Source organism: Bacillus sp. JJ1609 (assembly GCF_036967045.1).
Taxonomy (GTDB): Bacteria; Bacillota; Bacilli; order Bacillales; family Cytobacillaceae; genus Mesobacillus.
In genome coordinates this window covers 49787-70342 of record NZ_JBALSS010000028.1, presented here as the reverse complement: position 1 = coordinate 70342, position 20556 = coordinate 49787, and the positions used below count along the sequence as shown (strand labels likewise).

21 protein-coding genes and 1 riboswitch are annotated in these 20556 nt (G+C 42.3%); of the genes, 14 read left to right on the top strand and 7 right to left on the bottom strand.

Going from position 1 to position 20556, the window contains the following annotated elements; all coding sequences use genetic code 11:
• Positions 1-8: 8 nt before the first annotated feature.
• From V7654_RS19905 to rluF, 3 genes are all read right to left on the bottom strand, one after another.
• Positions 9-455 (bottom strand): MarR family winged helix-turn-helix transcriptional regulator, encoded by a 447-nt coding sequence (locus V7654_RS19905; protein WP_335432550.1) that lies wholly within the window; start codon positions 453-455, stop codon positions 9-11.
• A 147-nt stretch (positions 456-602) separates the two neighbouring features.
• Positions 603-1382 carry an RQC-minor-1 family DNA-binding protein gene (locus tag V7654_RS19900; protein WP_335432549.1) on the bottom strand — a complete coding sequence of 260 codons (780 nt, stop codon included), beginning with the start codon at positions 1380-1382 and terminating at the stop codon, positions 603-605.
• A gap of 73 nt (positions 1383-1455) precedes the next feature.
• Positions 1456-2163 (bottom strand): 23S rRNA pseudouridine(2604) synthase RluF, encoded by a 708-nt coding sequence (rluF, locus tag V7654_RS19895; RefSeq protein ID WP_335432562.1) that lies wholly within the window; start codon positions 2161-2163, stop codon positions 1456-1458.
• Positions 2164-2372: 209 nt separating this feature from the next.
• On the opposite strand from rluF, the gene V7654_RS19890 reads away from it, so the two are divergent.
• From V7654_RS19890 to V7654_RS19870, 5 genes are all read left to right on the top strand, one after another.
• Positions 2373-3449 (top strand): lipocalin family protein, encoded by a 1077-nt coding sequence (locus V7654_RS19890; protein WP_335432547.1) that lies wholly within the window; start codon positions 2373-2375, stop codon positions 3447-3449.
• Positions 3450-4180: 731 nt separating this feature from the next.
• Positions 4181-6421 (top strand): EAL domain-containing protein, encoded by a 2241-nt coding sequence (locus tag V7654_RS19885; RefSeq protein ID WP_335432546.1) that lies wholly within the window; start codon positions 4181-4183, stop codon positions 6419-6421.
• Between the two features lie 526 nt (positions 6422-6947).
• Entirely contained in the window at positions 6948-7082 is a 135-nt protein-coding gene (locus tag V7654_RS19880; protein WP_335432545.1) for a hypothetical protein, read from the top strand.
• Positions 7082-7390, top strand: coding sequence for a DUF1259 domain-containing protein (locus V7654_RS19875; RefSeq protein WP_335432544.1), 309 nt, complete (start codon positions 7082-7084; stop codon positions 7388-7390). The genes V7654_RS19880 and V7654_RS19875 overlap by 1 nt, the downstream gene beginning before the upstream one ends.
• Before the next feature lie 126 nt (positions 7391-7516).
• A complete protein-coding gene (locus V7654_RS19870; RefSeq protein ID WP_335432543.1) occupies positions 7517-8641 on the top strand; it encodes an NADH-dependent flavin oxidoreductase in 1125 nt (374 codons plus the stop codon).
• Between the two features lie 50 nt (positions 8642-8691).
• On the opposite strand, the gene V7654_RS19865 is transcribed toward V7654_RS19870, so the two are convergent.
• The 3 genes from V7654_RS19865 to pepT all read right to left on the bottom strand — a co-directional run bounded on the left by V7654_RS19865 (position 8692) and on the right by pepT (position 12235).
• Positions 8692-9612 (bottom strand): ketopantoate reductase family protein, encoded by a 921-nt coding sequence (locus V7654_RS19865; RefSeq protein ID WP_335432542.1) that lies wholly within the window; start codon positions 9610-9612, stop codon positions 8692-8694.
• Positions 9613-9939: 327 nt separating this feature from the next.
• Complete coding sequence (liaG, locus tag V7654_RS19860) at positions 9940-10806, bottom strand: LiaG family protein (RefSeq protein ID WP_335432541.1); 867 nt, start codon at positions 10804-10806, stop codon at positions 9940-9942.
• Between the two features lie 196 nt (positions 10807-11002).
• A complete protein-coding gene (gene pepT / locus V7654_RS19855) occupies positions 11003-12235 on the bottom strand; it encodes a peptidase T (protein ID WP_335432539.1) in 1233 nt (410 codons plus the stop codon).
• Positions 12236-12394: 159 nt separating this feature from the next.
• Positions 12395-12503: riboswitch (TPP riboswitch) on the top strand.
• Positions 12504-12622: 119 nt separating this feature from the next.
• Here pepT and V7654_RS19850 point away from each other — a divergent pair.
• The 7 genes from V7654_RS19850 (at position 12623) to alaP (ending at position 18762) form a co-directional block, all read left to right on the top strand.
• Positions 12623-13384: a 3-oxoacyl-ACP reductase gene (locus V7654_RS19850; RefSeq protein WP_335432538.1), complete on the top strand. Its 762-nt coding sequence runs from the start codon at positions 12623-12625 to the stop codon at positions 13382-13384.
• A gap of 102 nt (positions 13385-13486) precedes the next feature.
• Positions 13487-14311 (top strand): hydroxyethylthiazole kinase, encoded by an 825-nt coding sequence (gene thiM / locus V7654_RS19845; RefSeq protein WP_335432537.1) that lies wholly within the window; start codon positions 13487-13489, stop codon positions 14309-14311.
• A complete protein-coding gene (gene thiD, locus V7654_RS19840; protein WP_335432536.1) occupies positions 14304-15122 on the top strand; it encodes a bifunctional hydroxymethylpyrimidine kinase/phosphomethylpyrimidine kinase in 819 nt (272 codons plus the stop codon). The genes thiM and thiD overlap by 8 nt, the downstream gene beginning before the upstream one ends.
• Positions 15119-15766, top strand: coding sequence for a thiamine phosphate synthase (gene thiE / locus V7654_RS19835; RefSeq protein ID WP_335432535.1), 648 nt, complete (start codon positions 15119-15121; stop codon positions 15764-15766). The genes thiD and thiE overlap by 4 nt, the downstream gene beginning before the upstream one ends.
• Before the next feature lie 50 nt (positions 15767-15816).
• The gene (thiW, locus tag V7654_RS19830; RefSeq protein WP_335432534.1) at positions 15817-16320 is read left to right on the top strand and encodes an energy coupling factor transporter S component ThiW; all 504 of its coding nucleotides are present in this window, start codon (positions 15817-15819) and stop codon (positions 16318-16320) included.
• A gap of 108 nt (positions 16321-16428) precedes the next feature.
• Positions 16429-17043, top strand: a complete 615-nt coding sequence (locus V7654_RS19825; RefSeq protein ID WP_335432533.1) for an exonuclease domain-containing protein — start codon at positions 16429-16431, stop codon at positions 17041-17043.
• Between the two features lie 327 nt (positions 17044-17370).
• A complete protein-coding gene (gene alaP, locus V7654_RS19820; protein WP_335432531.1) occupies positions 17371-18762 on the top strand; it encodes an alanine permease AlaP in 1392 nt (463 codons plus the stop codon).
• Positions 18763-18806: 44 nt separating this feature from the next.
• Here the strand turns inward: alaP and trhA are convergent, their stop codons facing one another.
• On the bottom strand, positions 18807-19454 hold the full coding sequence (gene trhA, locus V7654_RS19815; protein ID WP_335432530.1) for a PAQR family membrane homeostasis protein TrhA: 648 nt from the start codon (positions 19452-19454) through the stop codon (positions 18807-18809).
• Between the two features lie 132 nt (positions 19455-19586).
• Between trhA and V7654_RS19810 the strand changes: the two genes are divergently transcribed.
• Positions 19587-20171: a DUF1836 domain-containing protein gene (locus V7654_RS19810; protein ID WP_335432529.1), complete on the top strand. Its 585-nt coding sequence runs from the start codon at positions 19587-19589 to the stop codon at positions 20169-20171.
• A 12-nt stretch (positions 20172-20183) separates the two neighbouring features.
• A complete protein-coding gene (locus V7654_RS19805) occupies positions 20184-20408 on the top strand; it encodes an excisionase family DNA-binding protein (protein WP_335432560.1) in 225 nt (74 codons plus the stop codon).
• The last annotated feature ends 148 nt before the right edge of the window (positions 20409-20556 follow it).

Sequence of the window (20556 nt, the reverse complement as noted above, 5' to 3'; positions counted from 1 at the left end):
CCTTCTTTCTATTTGTTTTCCTCCAAAAGCATTTCGATATTTTTCTCTAAAGAAAGTACTGTCTCTTTATAGATTGCCAGCTTTTCAGCTTGAATAGAGTTTGTGATTTTCGCAAAAACTTCCTCAAGATATGGGGTAACTTCTTTCACTAATTGCGCACCTTTATGGGTGATCTTAATAAGAAATGAACGGCGGTCTGAAGGATTTTGCGCTCTTTCAATGAAGTCGTTTTTTTCTAGAAGATCAAGTATTTTCGTCAAAGTCGCCTGGTCCTTGTCTGCTCTTTCGGATAATTCTTTCTGCGAAATGTCATTTGACTCACTTAATGTCCTTAGAACACTCCATTGCTCAGTAGTGATGCTGAAGGGTTTTAGATGAAGGTTAATGATCCGGGTCAGCTTTTTGCTGAGGCGAACCGATGCAGAGCCAATTGCTTTATCCATAGACATTTCCATAAAAAATCCTCCTTAATTACCTTTTATAAGTATAACAAGATAATTAGATTGTGTAAATATAATTTGTATACAAACTAATTTTAGAGTAAAAAAAGACCCGGTCAGAAACCGGGTGATAAAGTAAACCAATGATTTCAAAAGTAATTCTTAATCAATTATTCTGGCGACATTGTTGCCGCACTTTTTGCATTTACCTTCAAGAACAATCGTATCGCGGAAATCTTTAATGATGTACTTTTCAATCTGGACTGTATCCAGGCAATTACCGCAGAAAACATTACGAATCAGCATCTGGCGGAAATCTGCAGGAATAGAAAGCCATTTTTTATTGGCTTCAACAGAACCTAAATCATTCGAATTCCTTTTATTAGCACTTGAATGAGTATGAGACTTGTCCAAATTCTGAATGACTTCATGAATCCTTTCAGGAATAGGTGCATCTGCCTCAATCTCCAGCCATTGTATCAGCATTTCTATTAATTCTGGGTCGTCCTCTTCTTCAACGACGTCAAGAAGAAGCATGCGAAGGTCAAGAGGCTGGCTTCGGACCACTTCTATAAAATCAAACCTGCCAAACTCAGCAGCAAGACGAAAATCACCATATAACTCATCTGCGAGTTCCTCGATGACAACATCCCAGCCTTTTTGAGTATAAACGAGCAGGGAAAGCTTTTCATCCGTAGTGAGATAGCCATTCTCGATCATCCATTCGACTTTTTCCATGATCACCTTTTGTGTCATGCCTTCAAATGCTCCATATGATTCCGAATGATGGAGGTCTGCAGTGAAAATCCGTTTGTCCTTAGAGCCTCCAAGTATTTTGCCAAGAAGCCCTTTACCTCCATACATAATAATACCTTTAGCTGCGACCAAAATTGTGATAATTTCATCCTCTGATAAGGGATTCATCGTATTATTGTTTTTCATAAAAAAACTCCTATCTTAAAAGATAAGCATCCTTATCATTATTACACCATAAATCGTGGAGTCGAGCCTCGTTTTACCATTCCTTCGGTTCATAATCCAGCTCGCTGAATAATTGCTTCTTCTCTTTCTTCGTCAGGTCGCGCCATTGTCCAATCTGAAGATTACCAAGGTGAATATTCATGATTCGAATGCGCTGGAGCCTGTAAACCTCGTAGCCGAGTGCTTCACACATGCGGCGGATTTGCCTGTTCAATCCCTGGGTCAGCGTTATATTGAATTCGTATCTCGAAAGCTGGACAATTTTACAAGGCAGAGTTTTCGTTCCCAAAATCCTCACGCCTTCTGACATCGCTTTAAGGAATTCAGGCGTGATTGGCTTATCCACTGAAACGATGTATTCCTTCTCATGCTTGTTTTCGGCACGCAGGATTTCATTCACAATATCGCCGTCATTCGTCAGGAGGATCAAGCCTTCGGAATCCTTATCAAGTCGGCCAATATTAAAAATCCTCAGCGGGTGATTGACTAAATCAATTATATTTCCTTTTACATGTTTCTCGGTCGTACTCGTGATGCCAACAGGTTTATTCAGGGCTATATAAACGTAATTTTGAGCCATCCTGATTTGGTCGCCGTTCACTCTCACATCGTCCCCGGGCTCTACCTGGCTGCCGATTTTAGCAACCTTCCCGTTAATTGTCACGCGGCCTTCTTCAATCAGCCGGTCAGCACCGCGCCTGGACGCCTTTCCTGATTCACTAATGAATTTATTGATACGCAGCTTAATCCCATCCTTAAATCTGAATTATATATCCTTAAGAATATGCCACTGGGTGGTTAAATTCAAGCGATTGATGATACGAATGATATCTGGGCACCAAGGATTCTTTTTTCCTGCGTTCGTGCAGCCCATCTAAGTAACCGACATCTCATAGTCCCTCATTAGCCCGCGCATGCATACCTTACTAAAAACAGAAGGTGTGTGCTGGGATGAATGATGAACGAATGGATGGAATTTCACTGCCAAAGGATGTGCGCCCTCATAATGATTCCAATATCGAATGGTGGTACTTTTTCGCTCATCTTAATGGCGACAGGGGTGGGAAATATGCAGTTATGGCCTCTTTTTTCCGTGTCGGCGAGCTAGAAATCGGCAAGGGGCATTATATAATCCATACATTGATTGATTTAAATAGGAAAAAACGATTTAATTTTTCGAGTATCGATTGGAAATTGAAAATGGGTATGCTGGCAATTTATCTGCCATTCCACCTGCTGCTCCACCCGACAGATTATAGAATGTGGAAGCTGTATAAATGCCTATTAAAGGGTGAGATTCCTTCACTTCATACTCATATTAAAAATACTAATATCATAGAAAATCCGACTGTTTTGAATTATGGCAGCCATAAACTTACCTTCAAGGGGGAAAACGAGGAGGCTTTTGAAGTTTTTTTAAAAGAAAGGAATTCAGAGGTACAGCTTGAATTCACCCCTCTCAAGCAAGTTGGGTTAATTGGCGGCGACGGGAAACCGGATGATCTATACTACTATTCTTTTACCCGGAACAAGGTGCAGGGAATAATAAAAACGGAGAATGGAACGGAAAATGTGAAAGGCCAAGGCTGGTTCGACCATCAATGGGGCAGGGATTATTCATTGGCAAAAGGGTCAGGATGGAATTGGTTTGGGATTCAGCTTAGCGATGGCCGCGATCTACTTTTAAATGAAATGACCTCGGGCAAACCCGATTCTTCGATGGCGAATATAGTAGAAAAGGATGGAACCATCCGGTTCACGAGGGATATAACTTTTAAGAAAATAAAATACTGGAAAAGTTTAAAAACCAATGCCAGATATCCAGTAGAATGGCAGATAAGTATACCGGAGTTTGCGATTGAACTTCACGTTGAAGCAGTCTTTCCAAACCAGGAGATGCCGATCATCGGGCCCATCCAGGGAATCTGGGAGGGGGCGTGCAGAGCAGAAGGCATTGAAATTCTTCCTAGTGGTAAAAGAAAAGCACTGGAAGGTATAGGGTTTATGGAACTGGTAGGATATGCGTAAGGTAAGATCGCTTACTATGATACTGATAAACAGCCACGAGTCATCAGGCTGAAAAAGAGAACAAAAGATATTCTTTATTTATCGTTTTATCAAATCGTACACTATGGCAAGCAGGACTTTTCTATCCTGCTTGCCCTCATTGATTCGTTTCTATTGATTGGAAAAAATGCAGACGAGACAGGCAAGAAGATGATTTAGGAAATCTTTATTTACAGCCTCGAGAAATTTAATTCGGAGGAATTAAAAGAACTGGATAAAATCTATTTAAATGAAAAGAAGAGTGAACTTTCGACACTTCTTGGAAAAGCGTTATAGGGCTTTTCCAAGAAGTGTATTATTTTATGTATTTAGTTCTGAATTATGAGGCTTCAGACCATATTCGAGAAGTCTATGCAAATCAATCCAATAATAAACCGTAAAATCACAAATCTGGTTTTTATCCTGAATAATGACAAAAATATCGAAAAGTCCCTTAATTCACCCAATATTATTCAAAATTCTAGTTCATTTGTAATAATCTCGTTGTGCCATTGCTATGTTATTTGATATGTTAATAATATACATCTGTTAAAAAGTATGATTGTTTCAAGATTATGCTGCAAGCTTTCATTTGCTCTTTTTCTTGTATGGCAGTTATCTGCCTTTGAGAAGGTTTTAGAGTATTTGGAAAAAATAGAGACCAATACATACTAGAAAATAATCTGCAGCTGGGCACATGGGGGAAACTGTTAATGGGCAGTGATGGGAGAATTCATAAATACAATGCGTTTTATATTATTGTTTTTCTTCTGCTTGAAGAGTTGATTGATTGGGCCACTTCATTCTTTTTTTCCATTAGTGAAGTAATCGGAACTCTTATCGATATAAGTGTCACCTTTATTTTTATGATGTTAATCATCCGCTTGTTTAGAGGGATGGAACATACAGCGGAGGAATTGCAGGATAATAAGAAAAGGCTGAAAAGTATTTTTGATACTCTGGATGTTGCAATCTGGTCTCATGACTTGAAGACAGATACGCTCCTGATTACATCGGGAATAGAGAAATTATATGGGTATTCTTCAGAAGAGTTTTATAAAGACAGCACACTCTGGAAAAAGGTCATCCATCCTGAGGATCACCATATATTAACCCTAAGGGAAACAGGTTTCGCCCAAGGCGAATCGGTCACCAGCATTTATCGGATTATCCGCCCTGATGGCGAAGTCCGCTGGATTCAGGACAGGGGAATACCGGTGCTGGATGAAAACGGTGACTTTGTTGATTTTACGAGCGTGCTATTTGATATTACCGATCGCCAGGAAAGCGAAGGACGTTACCGAAGCCTTGTCGAGATGTCGCCTGATTTGATTGCAGTTTATAGCAGGGGAAAACTCGATTACATCAATGGAGCGGGCTGCAAGCTCTTTAAAGCAGGAAGTCCTGCTGAGTTGGTAGGAAAGCCGATTTCCAATTTGATTCCTGCCGAGGTGCTTTCTGAGATCAAAACTCGAGAATTGACGATTGATGAAAATTTCGAGGAGAAATTATGGTTCGAATTTAAGGCGACCCAGGTGGATGGGAAAGAAATTGATGTAGAGATGTCTGCGATGCCGATTTTATACGAAGGCAGGATGGCGGAACAGATCGTAGGCCGAGATCTCACTCAGCGTAAGAAAGCTGAAAAAACGATTAAATATATGGCTTATTATGATGTCCTCACCGGCCTTCCCAACAGGAATATGGTCAGGAAGCACCTGAACGCAGCATTGAAAAATGGCGATCAAGAGCTAGCGGTATTATTTTTGGACCTTGACCGCTTCAAGATCATTAATGATACAAAGGGCCATCGGGTTGGTGACCTTTTATTGAAGGTAGTTGCCAGCAGGCTGAAAAGTGCCGTGCAAGACAAAGGGCTTGTTTCGCGGCAGGGCGGCGATGAATTCATTATTTTACTCAAAGGCCTTAATAAAGCTCAAGTGATTGAAGTCGCCGAACGGATCCTAGGGGAATTTTCGGAGGGGATCGACGTCGAAAACCAGGAGTTCTTTGTTACCCCTAGTATTGGGATCAGCATGGCTCCGGGAGACGGTCAGGACGAGGAAACGCTGATCAAGCATGCAGATACTGCGATGTACCTTGCAAAAGAACGCGGTAAGAATAATTTTCAATTTTACACAGATCAGCTTCACGGTCTTTCTTCGAGGAAAATGGAACTGGAGAATGGTTTAAGGAAAGCGCTTGAGCAGGACCAGCTAATGCTGCATTACCAGCCGCAGGTGAATTTGGCGACGGGGAAAATCATCGGGGTGGAGGCACTCGTCCGCTGGCAGCATCCGGAAAATGGAATCATTTCTCCAGGAGAGTTCATTCCACTTGCTGAAGAAACAGGATTGATTGTACCGCTTGGAAAGTGGGTATTGCAGAAGGCTTCTGCTCAAAATAAGGAGTGGCATGATAAAGGGTACAGCTCGATCCCTATATCGGTGAATATCTCTGTGCGGCAGCTTCAGGAAGACAGGTTCATTGATACTGTAAAACAAATCCTTGACCAGACTGGATTGGATCCAAGCTATCTAGACCTTGAAATTACCGAAAGCATCATGCAGAACAGCGAAAATACAGCGATGCTCTTGAACCAGTTAAAGGAGCTCGGCGTCACGCTGGCAATCGATGATTTCGGGACAGGCTATTCTTCCTTAAGCTTATTGAAGCATCTGCCAATCGATAAAATTAAAATTGATAAATCCTTTGTTGATGACATTATCCATCACGCCAACCAGGGTGCAATGGTTAAAACCATCATTGATATGGGACACAACCTGCAATTTGATGTCATCGCAGAAGGTGTCGAGGAACAGGAACAAGTAGCATTTTTATTAAGAAATGGCTGTATGATCGGACAGGGATATCATTTCAGCAGGCCTCTGCCTCCGGATGCAATGGAAGATTTATTGAAAAAAAATATGGACCTTGAAGGCATTCTGCAATAGCAGGATGCTTTTTTAATTGGTAAGGAAATGCTCGAATTGGAGAAAAAACGATTGCAACGGCGGAACAATGCTCATTTGGGAATGGAAACAAGCGGGATGATGCTCAACTGGAAATAAGACCGGCTCAATAAATACTATAACTAATCCAACTGGTATTAAACTCGATGCAACTGGTATTATATCTATTCCAACTGGTATTAAACTCCCCTCAACTGGTATTATATCTGATTCAACTGGTATTAAACTCGTTCAACTAGTACTAGAACGATCTAAAATGATAATAAGCAGGGGTTGGTCAAGAGCTTGAATGCAGATGACAGTAGAAATGTATTCACTTGTAGAAAAATTCGGGTTCATCTGATGAAAAAAGAAACCCAACTCGAAAATAAACTAGTGAAACCATACTCAGTTTAAAATGTGCTAGTTCACTTTTTTACCAGTACGCATTCTAGCACAACGGGAATATCCAACAGATAATCTGGCATGATAAAGACTAAAAGGAGTGGCTAACCTGAAAAAATTAATCATGGCAGCAGCGCTGTTTTTTACGATGTTTTTACCTGCCGGAACCCATGCTGCAGGCCAGGCGGATTGTGATGCATTAAAAAACATCTTTCAAACTGATGTGAAATCAGAGGAGGGAGTTGCAAGGTTGAAATAGTGCGGAAGAGTCCGAATGTGACACACATTGGGAATAAGTTATCACCTGAAACAATGGAACTGGTTTTCAATTTGGTATTTGAGAAAGTGAATAATAAGACTGCAGTCATCGGTGAATTCGCTTTGCTGCAGGAAGAAGTTAATCCAGTCATAGGTGAATTGAGAAAAGGAAATATAGATATATCCGCATTGCATAATCACATGTTCTTCGAAGAACCGAGGATTATGTATTTGCACTTTCAAGGGACAGGTAATATGACACAGCAGGCTGAGGCAATCAAAAATGCAATTGCTAAAACTAGCAAATAATACTTAACAGCGGATTGGGGTTCCGCTGTTTTTTTTCGGTCAGAAAGCAAATAATAACCAAGGATGTTTACCTTAATGGATATAAGGTTATTACACTTTAGTATGTTAAAGAAGGAGGCTTTTAGTATGAATCCAAAGTACAAACGCTTATTTGAACCGTATACTTTTCCGAATGGAATCAGCTTAAAGAACCGGATTGTTATGGCGCCGATGACGAATTTTTCATCCAACGAGGATGGCAGCGTTACTGATGCCGAGGTTAACTATTATGCCCGCCGCTCCAATGGAGTCAGTATGGTCGTTACAGCATGTACATATGTAACACCAGATGGAAAGGGCTTTAAAGGTGAATTTGGGGCTGATACAGATGAAATGATTCCAAGCCTGCAGAAATTGGCTTCAGCAATCAAGGAGCAGGGAGCAAAAGCCGTTCTGCAAATCTTCCATGGCGGACGTGAATGTCCTCCGGATCTTGTTCCGAATGGTGAAATCGTAAGTGCAAGTGATGTTCCTTCAGAGCGCGGGAATGGAAAAGCACCTCGTGCACTTAGCGGCGATGAGGTGGAAACCATCATTGCTGCTTTTGGCGAAACGACACGCCGTGCGATTGAGGCAGGCTTTGATGGAGTTGAGATTCATGGCGCTAACGGCTATCTGATTCAGCAGTTCTTTTCACCGCATTCCAACCGACGCGAGGACAAGTGGGGAGGCTCTCTTGATAAGAGGCTGGCATTTCCGCTAGCGGTTGTAGACGAGGTGAAAAAAGTGACCACCCAGCATGCAAAGGAGCCATTTATCGTCGGATATCGATTTTCGCCTGAGGAACCAGAAACACCAGGTATCACAATGGCTGACACTTTACAGCTGATTGATGCGTTAGCAGATAAAAATCTTGATTATCTGCACGTATCTTTGAATGATTTCTGGTCAAAGCCAAAAAGAGGCGTAGAGGATGAGCGTTCAAGAATAGAAATTATACAGGAGCGAGTTGGCCAGAAAGTTCCTGTTATCGGCGTCGGCTCCCTTTATAGTGCCGATGAAGTGCTGAAAGCATTTGAAATAGGCGTCCCATTGATTGCTTTAGGACGTGAACTGATTATCGACCCAGACTGGGTTGAAAAAGTAGAAAGCGGCAGGGAAGCTGTAATTGAGACGAAAATCGATCTTGGAGCTCAGGCTCGCCTTGTTGTACCCGATCCGCTGTGGCAGGCAATCGTCAATACACCTGGGTGGTTTCCTGGGGTTGAATGATTTAGAACGTAAAGATGCCTGCTCCAGCTAAGGGGCAGGCATCAGATATTTTAGCCTAGATTTGATTCATATATTTTTGCATTGGCATAAATCACAGACAATGTAGGCGCTAAAAGCCCTAATTTGATGGCAGTTTCTAATAGATAGCCAAATAAATGGTCTCCTTCTGTTGGCAATGATTTTTCCATATCCCGCTGAAGGGAGGATTTCATGCTATAGCCAATTTCATTCATCCTCGCCAAGGTCGCCTCAAGAACTTGTTCGGCAAGCGGTGCATCTAAGCTTTTCATGATATTGATCGTTTCATGCAGCAAGTTTTTGATTGTTTCCATCCCTTGCGGCTGTTCCCGGATCGGTCCAATCGGAGATCTGAACAGGGAGGTGATACCGCTTAGCGAGGTGATGAATAAGTATTTGTGCCACATTTCCTGCTCAATGTTTTCTGAAAGGCGGAAGTTCGCATTCGTGTCTTCAAAAGCCGCCTGAAGCTTCATAATCCTTTCAGTTTTTTCACCGTTCCTTTCACCAAAAACAAGATCATGGATTGGACTTGTCTGTATCACTCTGCCATTCTCGTCGAGAGTCGTTTCAATAAAGCATAACCCTCCCAAAACCTTCTCCGCACCAAATTCTTCGGTCAAGGCATCAAGATGGGCAATGCCATTCAGCAAAGGCAGAATCAACGTTTCGGTGCCAACATAAGGACGAATGCTTTCCATCGCACCCGCTAAATGATAAGACTTGGTAGAGACTAAAATCACATCAAAGGGCTCAGCATTTTCTCCAGCTAAAATAGTCTTTGGCTCAGCGTTGTGCATATTTCCATGAACGCTTTCAACGATAAGGCCATTGTCCCTGAGCTGCTGCCTGCGTTTTTCACGAACCAGGAACGTAACGTCCTCGCCTTTTTCCAAAAGTCGTCCACCAAAATAACCGCCAATCGCTCCGGCGCCTACAATTAAAATTTTCATATCAATCTCAACCTCCTATCGATGTAAATGAAAGCAATTGTCACAATAATTCAGAGCTGTTCAAGCATGGTAAATAAAAAGTTCAAACATAACCGCACTCCTTGGGAGGTGGAAATGAATGAATATCTTTGAACTAATTTTAAAGTAAAGAGAATTAAAGTAAAAGAGTATAAATGTTTAATGTTATTTATACGAAGCTTGTGCTGGCATTTTATGATACTGGAAATTCAGATGCTAAGCGGAAGACCTATATATTCTAGGCTTTTCATCTTTAGAAAAAAAGCCTGGACTCCATGCAAATCTGCTGGTGTTCAGGCTTTTTTCTTATTAAAAGATTTCAATATCACCGCTGGAAACATCAGCGTCTATCTTGTATTTTCCGTTGCCGTGCTTACCGCTAAGGCGCTTGTCGCTTTCTTGTTTATTTTCGAGCGGGAAGTCGCATGATAGATCTCCGCTGCTCGTTTTTCCGTTTAATGTGAACTCTGCATCATCAGGCAGATCCAGTTTGATGTCCCCTGAACTCACGTTTAAGCTGATGGAATCCTTCAATTCATCCATCTGGATTTCCAAATCACCTGAAGAAACATCGGCATCAAGTTTTCCAGTGTAGTTCTGTACATTTACATCCCCTGAACTTACCTCAAAAGTACCTGTTTCAGCTGATAAGGAATTGATCTCGACCTCACCTGAGGAAATGTGCTGCTCCAGAGCTTTAACATCTAGGTTTTTCAGCACCATGCTTCCTGAGCCTATTTCGACCGAAAGTGTATCGAGTTCCATGCGATCCTGGATGGAGCTCCCTTTAAATGTTACCTCGCCTGATCCTAGCTTAATTTCCATATTTTTGTCATAATTCTCTGGTATATAAATGGTTAATGCCGTGTTATCAAGTTCGAACCAATTAAACCAGAAGAAACCTTTGCGCTTAACTGAAACTTCAATGTCATCCCCACGCTTATTTACAGAAACAGTACCCTTGCCTTTTAGCTCTGCACGGACATCATCTCTTTCCTCAGGTACAATTGTCGTTGCGACACTGGAGATATCGATCGAGATGTTCTCGATGTCCTTTGAAACCTTAGCAGAATCCTCCGTCTTTGAAAGAGTATTCCCGTTCCCGTCAAACAAATAATTCATCGCGATATACGCACCCGTAATAATCAAAAAAATAACCAAAATCCGCTTTATCATTTTCGTTTCCCCTCTCAATCAATCTATATATCTAAGATAACGCAGATACCAAATCCCACCAATGCCCCACAGAATTAAATCCACCTAAGACCACAGACCGATTTAACACATTAAAGCACTGGGGGTCAGACCCCCAGTGCGGTTATGCGTTAAAGTGCCGGGGGTCTGACCCCCGGCGCGGTGGTGTGTTAAAGTGTTATGCTTTGGCTTCGAATAGTTTGGCTATTTCGACGATTGTTTCTACGGATTTCAGCATGTTGTCGACTGAGATGTATTCGAATCGGCCGTGGAAGTTTTCGCCTCCTGTGAAGATGTTTGGTGTAGGCAGCCCCATATAACTTAGCTGGGAGCCGTCTGTACCGCCGCGGATTGGCTTCACGATCGGCTTGATGCCGAGGTTTTCCATCGCTTCGTATGCAATGTCGACGATTTCCTTAACTGGCTCGATTTTATCCTTCATATTATAGTACTGATCATTCAATTCCAGGTGGACGCGGCCTTCACCGTACTTATCCTTCAGTTCGCTAGCGATATTCTCGAACAAATTCTTTCGAGCCTGAAAGCTGTCACTGTGGAAGTCGCGGATGATATATTGCAGTTTCGTTTCTTCAACATCGCCAGTAATGGAGCTTAAATGGAAGAAGCCTTCATATCCTTCCGTATGTTCTGGAGCTTCTTCTGCCGGCAGCATGCTGTGGAATTCCATCGCGAGTTTCGCGGAGTTGACCATTTTTCCTTTTGCTGTACCCGGGTGTACATTCTTCCCTTTAAACGTTAGCTTCGCACCTGCTGCATTAAAACTTTCATACTCCAGTTCGCCAAGCGGGCCGCCATCGATCGTATAAGCGAATTTAGCATTAAACGCTGCTACATCAAATTTATGAGGTCCTCTGCCGATTTCTTCATCAGGTGTAAAAGCAACCCTGATCTTGCCATGCTTAATTTCTGGATGCTTAATCAAATAAGCCATCGCAGTCATGATTTCAGCAATGCCAGCTTTATTGTCGGCTCCAAGAAGGGTAGTGCCATCCGTAGTGATCAATGTGTGCCCTTTATATTGCGGAAGCTCTGGGAAATCCTCAGGTGATAGAACTATATCCTGCTCTTTATTCAGGACAATTGCATCGCCGTTAAAATTTTCGATGACCTGTGGATTGACGTTCTTTCCAGTAAAATCAGTCGCTGTATCAACGTGAGCAAGAAAGCCGATCGTCGGTACATCTTTATCTGTAGTGGCAGGAAGCGTGGCCATCACATAACCGTTCTCGTCAATCGTGACGTCCTCCATGCCGATCGTTTTCAATTCTTCCACAAGCATATTGGCAAGCGTTAACTGGCCTTCAGTCGAAGGGCAGCTTTCACTGTTTTCATTTGATTGCGTATCTACTTTTACATAAGAAGTAAATCTTTCAATAATCTCGTTTTTCAATTCCCTTCATCTCCCATTCTTGAGTATATTTTCATATTATCATATATCTGATTGAACACAATTTGTATTGGGTTATAAAAATTGTTCTTAAAAATAATAAAATCAAATCCCTTTACATATATAAATGTTAAGGCTACTATGAAATTAATTAAATATTCGTTGTACTACTAGGGGAGCCCTGTGTTGGGCTGAGAGGAAAACATTAGTTTTTTGACCCTTTGGACCTGATCTGGGTAATACCAGCGTAGGAAAGTAGTGAGAGATGTTTTTTTCCCTTACATTGCTTTTAAGCCAGGTCCTATTATGGATCTGGCTTTTTTATGTTTTGGCTGTGTTAAATATCAACAGTCTAATTTAACAAAGCCTTATTTTAAGGAGGTTAAAAAAATGGAATTAAAAAATCAAGTAGTTCTAGTAACTGGCGGCAGCAGAGGATTGGGTGCAGAAACGGTTAAGGCTTTTGCAAGAGAAGGCGCGAGAGTCGTAATCAACTATTTTCAAAGCGAGGAAAAAGCAAGGCAGCTAGCCGAACAAATTGGGGATGCCGCACTAGCTGTCCAGGCGGATGTGAGGGATTCCGAACAGGTTCAAAACATGTTCTTGCAGGCAAAGGAGCACTTTGGAACACCGATTACCACCGTGGTAAATAACGCTCTAGTCAGCTTCAAGTTCGACCCTGTTACGAATAAGGATGCCTTTTCCGTCGGCTGGGAGGATTACCATGCTCAGCTTGAAGGTGCCATCAGAGGAGCGTTGAATACCATCCAGTCCGGACTTCCTGATATGAAAACATGCCAGTTTGGGAGAATCATAAACATTGGCACAAACCTATTCCAGAACCCTGTTGTCGCCTATCATGACTATACGACGAGCAAAGCGGCCTTACTTGGTTTTACCAGAAATATGGCGAATGATCTTGGCAAATATGGCATCACCGTCAATATGGTTTCGGGCGGTTTGCTAAAAACAACAGACGCAAGCTCCGCTACTTCTGAGGAGGTTTTCCAGTTGATCCAGTCATCGACCCCCCTTAGAAAAGTAACGGACCCAGCTGAAGCTGCAAATGCAGTTGTATTTTTTGCATCTCCATGGGGGCGAGCGGTTACGGGGCAAAACCTTGTAGTTGATGGCGGACTTGTCATGGACTAAGAGAATTGGAAATAGAAGAACAAGAAGTTAAAAGGAAGTCCCTAGTTTTAAATTACGTTGCACTTAGAGGTTAGTTCGCAGTAATCAAAAGGAGGAATTGTCATGGAAAAATCAGAGGTCGTTAGTTTGCTAAAAAAGGTACGCACCCAAAAACCGCTGATTCATAACATCACGAATGTCGTTGTCACCAATTTCACCGCCAATGGCTTGCTTGCGCTGGGGGCATCGCCAGTCATGGCTTATGCTGCTGAAGAAGTTGCCGAAATGGCCGCAATGGCAGGGAGTCTTGTGCTAAATATCGGAACCTTGAATTCGACAGTGGTTGAGTCGATGCTGATTGCCGGAAAAGCAGCAAATGAGCATGGAGTGCCTGTCATTCTTGATCCGGTCGGCGCAGGGGCCACGGCTTATCGTACTGAAACTGCTTTGAAGCTTATGGAAGAATTGGAGATTTCGATTATCAGAGGAAATGCAGCCGAGATCGCAAATGTGGCCGGTGAAAAATGGGATATTCACGGCGTGGACGCTGGCGAGGCAGTTGGGGATGTCATCGAGCTTGCTGTTTCTGCCGCGAAAAAATTGAATACAGTCGTTGCGCTAACTGGAAAAGATGACATCATCACCGACGGAAAGCTGACATTCATTGTCCATAACGGACATCCGATCCTTACAAAGGTAACCGGTACTGGCTGCCTGCTAACTTCAGTCATTGGCGCGATTGCGGCAGTCGAAAAAAACCCGCTCACTGCAGCAGCTGCAGCAATTGTCATCTATGGGGTAGCAGCAGAAAGAGCAGCAGAAAAATCTGCAGAAAAGGGAACTGGCAGCTTCCAAGTAGAGTTTCTAGATCAACTGTACAAAGTAAACGAAGATGACATCCTAAACTATAGTTCTTTTACCAAAAGGGGGACAAAAGAAAATGTTTAAAGCTCTGACAATCGCAGGATCTGATAGCGGCGGCGGGGCAGGCATACAGGCTGATCTGAAAACATTTCAGGAACTGAAGGTATTTGGCATGTCTGCGCTGACAGCAGTAACAGCCCAGAACACTCTTGGCGTCCAGGGCGTTTACCCGATGGAGCCAGAAGCTGTCGCAAAACAGATTCAATCAGTAGGGGAAGACATTGGCGTTGATGCATTGAAAACTGGGATGCTTTTCAATGCCGAAATTATTGAAGCTGTCTCTGGAAAAATAAAGCAATTCCGCTGGGATAAGGTCGTTGTCGATCCAGTGATGATTGCGAAGGGCGGAGCACCTCTTCTTCAGCAGGAAGCTGTATCGGCAATGAAAAAGTATCTGCTGCCTGTTTGCTTAGTGGTTACCCCTAATATTCCGGAGGCAGAAGTCCTGACAGGTATGTCGATTAAAATCATCGATGACAAAAAGGAAGCTGCCAGAAGGATTCATGCAAACGGAGCAAAATATGTGGTCATTAAAGGCGGTCATGATGATAATCCGAAAGAATCTGTTGACTTGCTTTTTGACGGCACAGAATTTGAAATATTTTCGAGACCAAGAATGAATACAAGAAACACTCACGGAACCGGCTGCACGTTTTCAGCAGCGATTGCCGCCCAGCTTGCGAAGGGAGCTGCTGTGTATGAAGCGGTATCTGTGGCGAAGGAATTCATTCAGGCCGCGATCGCGGAGCCGTTAAATATCGGCAATGGGCATGGGCCAACGAACCATTGGGCCTTTAATCTTAAAAATAAAGTAGAAAGCAGGCTGACGCCATGACAAGGATAAGTCCGGAACATATGGAAAGCTTGCTTAAGGTTTATTTTATAGCAGGCAGTACGAACTGCCTGAAGGCTCCTGAAAAAGTTTTAACTGAGGCTATAGAAGGCGGGGTCACACTTTTTCAATTTCGCGAAAAGGGAGAGGGCTGCCTTCAAGCTAAAGAAAAACTTGAACTGGGTAAAAGACTGCAATGGATCTGTAAGGAAAACGGCATCCCGTTTATTGTGAATGATGATATTGAATTGGCTATCGAATTGGACGCGGATGGAGTGCATATTGGCCAAGAGGATGATGATGCAGCACTAGTCCGCAAAAGGATAGGCGATAAGATTCTTGGTGTATCAGTACACAATCTTAAGGAAGCTGAAAAAGCTAGACATGCAGGCGCGGATTATTTCGGTGTTGGACCGATTTTTCCGACGCAAACAAAGATAGATGCGAAGGCGGTCCAGGGGACTGTCCTAATAGAGGAATTAAGAGACTTTAACATCCCGATCGTAGGGATAGGGGGAATCAATGCAGAAAATGCATCAGTTGTTATAAAAGCTGGCGGTGCTGGGGTTTCTGTCATCACCGCGATCAGCCAGGCAGACAATGTTAAGGAAGCAGCATCCAGATTAAGACAAAAAATCTTTCAATAAAGATCATCTTTGGGAGGTCCATCCTCAAAAAATAAAGAATGGAGGCTAACATGAAAAGTACCCACAAGCTTACGCTGACAGCGATGTTGATGGCTATTGGAACACTGACAAGCCACCTGTTGTTTATCCCACTGGGGATTGTGAAGGTCTTTCCCGTGCAGCATTTTATCAATGTACTGTCCGCGGTGTTGTTAGGGCCGTACTATGCTGTTGCCCAGGCATTTGGAATTTCCCTTTTAAGGAACCTGATGGGCACAGGCTCTGTATTTGCTTTTCCGGGAAGCATGATTGGCGCGTTATTGGCGGCTTTTTTATTTAAAAAAACGAACAAAATATTTTTTGCCTTTGCAGGAGAAGTAGTTGGCACGGGGATTATAGGTGCAATCGCCTGCTATCCAATCGCCACACGTTTTCTTGGAAATGAAGCAGCGTTGTTCGGTCTTGTACCGGCGTTTTTCATTAGTTCACTTGCCGGTGCTGCAATCGGCTTTGCGATGCTGAAAATTTTCATGAAGAATACTGCAGGCAGATTGGAGATAAATAGAAAGTTATAAGGCATTCGGTTGGAAAAAAATTCATCCTGCTGTGTTTGGCTGGAATTAAAGATTTTCCTGCTATATGATATTGATAGATCTATATTTCAGCTGAAAAGGGTGACATTTTTGAGTAGTGAGAATAAGTTAGGATTGGTAGTGGACGTGGAGACAACTGGATTGGGTCCCGATTCAGATGAAATTATTGAATTGGCGTTGAAGCTGTTTTCTTTTAACGAAGAAACAGGAGAAATTATCGAGATCATTGATGAGGATTCGTATTTGCGAGAGCCGCTTTCAAGATCCGCGCAAAATAATTATGACCGTGCTTATCGAATCCATGGTATCTCCTATGACATGGTAAGGGGAAAGACGTTTTATGATGAAAAAATCATGGATTACTTTAATCGAACGGATGCAATCTTTGCACATAATGCCTCATTCGATCGCAGCTTTTTGTTCAGGATGTATCCTGAAGTGAATGAGATGAGATGGTATTGTACAATGAAGAACGTGCAATGGAAAAACCACGGATTTCCGAACAGTAAGCTGCTTACATTGCTTCAGGCTCATAATATATCGAAATTCCAGACGCACCGGGCAATGGATGACATTACATATTTGGCAGAACTGCTGAAGCAGCAGAACCCTAATGGTGATTTTTACTTAAAAGAAGTACTGGACTACGGGCCTATGAGGAAATACCAGCCTGCTCCTAAACAAAGACGACGGATGTTCTATTAACTGGCGCTTATTGTCAACTTAGAGATCTATCAGCCTTTCCGACCATTTATGGGGTTAGAAAGGCTTTTTTTATTATGAGAAAATTTTCATATTTTTATAGACTGGATTTCATGGTAAAATGGCGAAAGGAAATTTTATAAGAATAATAATTTTCTAAAAATAAGGTTTTGAATCATTCGCATTTGTGTATAGTAAAGGGGTTGCATTCTTATAAGTGCTATTCTTATCCAGAGAATTATCGAAAGATTCAACTATTAGTCCGGGTATAATTATTATTAAAACAATAACAATTTAGTCATCCGAAATATTTAGTAGAGGAGAGACAGCATGAAAACATCACAGGGAAATGAACTGCAACGCGGGCTGGAGGAAAGGCATATCACACTTATGTCGTTAGGTGCGGCAATTGGTGTCGGGCTATTTCTTGGATCCGCATCGGCAATAAAGCTGGCTGGCCCAGGAATCTTGCTTGGATATGCTTTCAGCGGAATGATTATGTTCTTTATCATGAGGGCTCTTGGCGAAATGGCGATTCAGAAGCCAGTCGCGGGATCTTTCAGCAAATATGCAAGAGACTACCTCGGACCGCTTGCTGGATATATCACCGGCTGGAACTATTGGTTCCTATGGATTGTTACCGGTATGGCGGAAATAACCGCTGTCGGCATTTATATGGAATACTGGTTTCCAGAGACTCCACGCTGGATTTGGGCACTTGCTGCCCTCATCATAATGGCCTCGGTTAACTTCCTGGCTGTAAAAGCTTATGGGGAGCTGGAATTCTGGTTTGCGTTGATTAAGATCGTGACGATTCTTGCCATGATTGTTTCTGGAGCCGGTATGATTATTTGGGGGATCGGCAATGGCGGTATCGCTACAGGAATCCAAAACCTATGGGAGAACGGCGGATTTTTCCCGAATGGAATAAAGGGTGTCCTTCTGTCCCTGCAAATGGTCATGTTTGCTTATTTGGGAATTGAAATGATTGGTGTCACTGCCGGGGAAGTCAAGAATCCCGAGAAATCACTAGCCAGGGCGATTGATTCGGTATTCTGGCGCATCCTGATTTTTTATGTAGGGGCATTATTCGTGATTATGTCCATTTATCCATGGGATGAAATTGGTTCGAAGGGAAGCCCGTTTGTACTGACTTTTGAACAATTAGGTATTCCTGCAGCAGCGGGAATCATTAATTTCGTTGTGCTGACAGCTGCACTATCTTCATGCAACAGTGGGATTTTCAGCACTGGCCGAATGCTATTCAACCTTGCAAATCATGATGAAGCACCGAAAAAATTCAGCAAGCTTACTAAGAATGGTGTACCTGGATTTGCAATTTTGGCATCTGCGGCTGCACTGCTGATCGGAGTAGTTTTAAATTATATCGTCCCGGCAAAAGTTTTTGCGTGGGTGACAAGCATTGCAACATTTGGGGCAATCTGGACTTGGGCAATTATTCTCCTGTCACAGATTCGTTATCGAAAAAGTTTGAAGGAGAATGAAGTGGAAAAGCTGAAGTACAAGCTTCCATTATTCCCATTCACTTCGTATCTTTCATTAGCCTTCCTGGCATTTGTCATCGTCCTGATGGCATTCAGTCCTGACACGAGGGTCGCTCTTTTCATAGGGCCTCTATGGCTGGGACTGCTGACTGCTTTTTACTATGGAAAAGGGTTCCATAAGAGATATAACGATAATAATGTGAAAAACGTAAGTTAAACATAATGTGCCTGCTCTCTGAATTGGAGAACAGGCACATTTTTTTATAAAACAAAAAGGTAAACACTGAGGAAATGGGCAAGGCTTCCGAGCAGGATAAAGATGTGGAAAATTTCATGAAAACCGAGATATTTAGAACGCAGGAAGTCAGGCTTCAATGCGTATATCACTCCGCCAATTGTATACATAACCCCACCAGCAACAAGCCAGAAAATCCCTCCTGGACTCAAAACAGATGAAAGTGGAGAGACGACGAAGATGACCATCCATCCCATGACGATATAGATGGAGGTAGACAGCCATCTTGGACTTTTGAACCAAACCATCTTGAACAGGATGCCGCATAATGCTGCAAAGGTGATGATGGCGAATAAAGTCCATCCTGTCATTCCATTCAGGCTGATCAGGCAAAAGGGTGTATACGATCCAGCGATTAATACAAAAATCATTGAATGGTCAATCCGTCTGAGGAACGCAATCACCCAGTCCTTAGCTATAACCATATGATAGGTTGCTGATGCCGTGTAGAGAAGAATCATACTAATACCAAAAATGGTGACCGAGGTAATAGCCAGTGCTGAACCAGTAGTAAGCGAAGCCTTTATCACAAGTGCAAGCAGCCCGGCAAAAGACAGTAATGCACCCCCCAAATGGGTAAGGCCATTGATTGGTTCCCGAATATAACTGTTCATTGAAATCCCTCCATGTTTCACGATGTAGTTTTAATAACTACTTATAATGATATACATGTAATGATATGTAGTCAATGTTTACGTTAGTTTTTTTTTGCGTTATAATAAAAGAAAAACATTGAGGGATAAACTTTGAGTAATATAGCAGACCTGCTCGCCGAACTTGGCCTTGAAAATAATATCGCGCTGGAGGATATACCCGGAATCGATTTGTATATGGACCAAGTCATTCAATTGTTTGAGAAGAGTTTTGGGAGCTCAACCAGGAATGATGAGGACAAAGTGCTGACAAAGACGATGATTAACAATTATGCGAAAGGGAAGCTATTCTTCCCTATTAAAAATAAAAAATATTCGAAAGAGCATCTGATCCTGATCAGCTTGATTTATCAGCTAAAAGGCGGACTGTCCATTCAGGATATAAAACAAACTCTTGGCGGCATCAACGATAGAGCAGAATCCGGGGAGCTGCAGTTAGAACAATTTTACAGAAGCTATTTAAATCTTCATGAGAAAAACATTGAGATTTTCAATGAGGATGTACTGAAAACGGAACAAGAAGTGAATGCTGAGGTCAAAAAGCTTGAGGCAGAGAATCCCGAGGAGCTTGAATCAGTATTATTAATTGCATCGCTTATCAATATAAGCAATTTTTATAGAAGAGCAGCGGAAAAGCTTGTTGACCAGCTTGCTGAAAAAAGATCAATAAAGGGATGAAATAACTTGTATATGACTTTAAAAGAAACATCAGAATATTTATCGATGCCAGAACCACAAATCGAAAATCTGATTTTCCAAAAGAAAATCAGGGCGATTCATGATGGTGACCAATATCTAATTTACAAGGAACAATTCAACACACATATGGAACAGGTAGAGAAGTATAAAAAGCTGGTAGAGGAAATTTTGAGCGAACCAGTACCGGAGGATATTGATATTAAGGATGAAGATTGATTTTCGTACATTTGTGGCGAAAATCAATCCATACAAACAATCACGATAAAAAAAGCGAGAGGACATGATTATTTGTCCTTTCGCTTATTTGTTTTAGGTTGGCTCTGTTAACGTTAACTGTTGATTTCCATTCCAGGCGCTTCGCTTT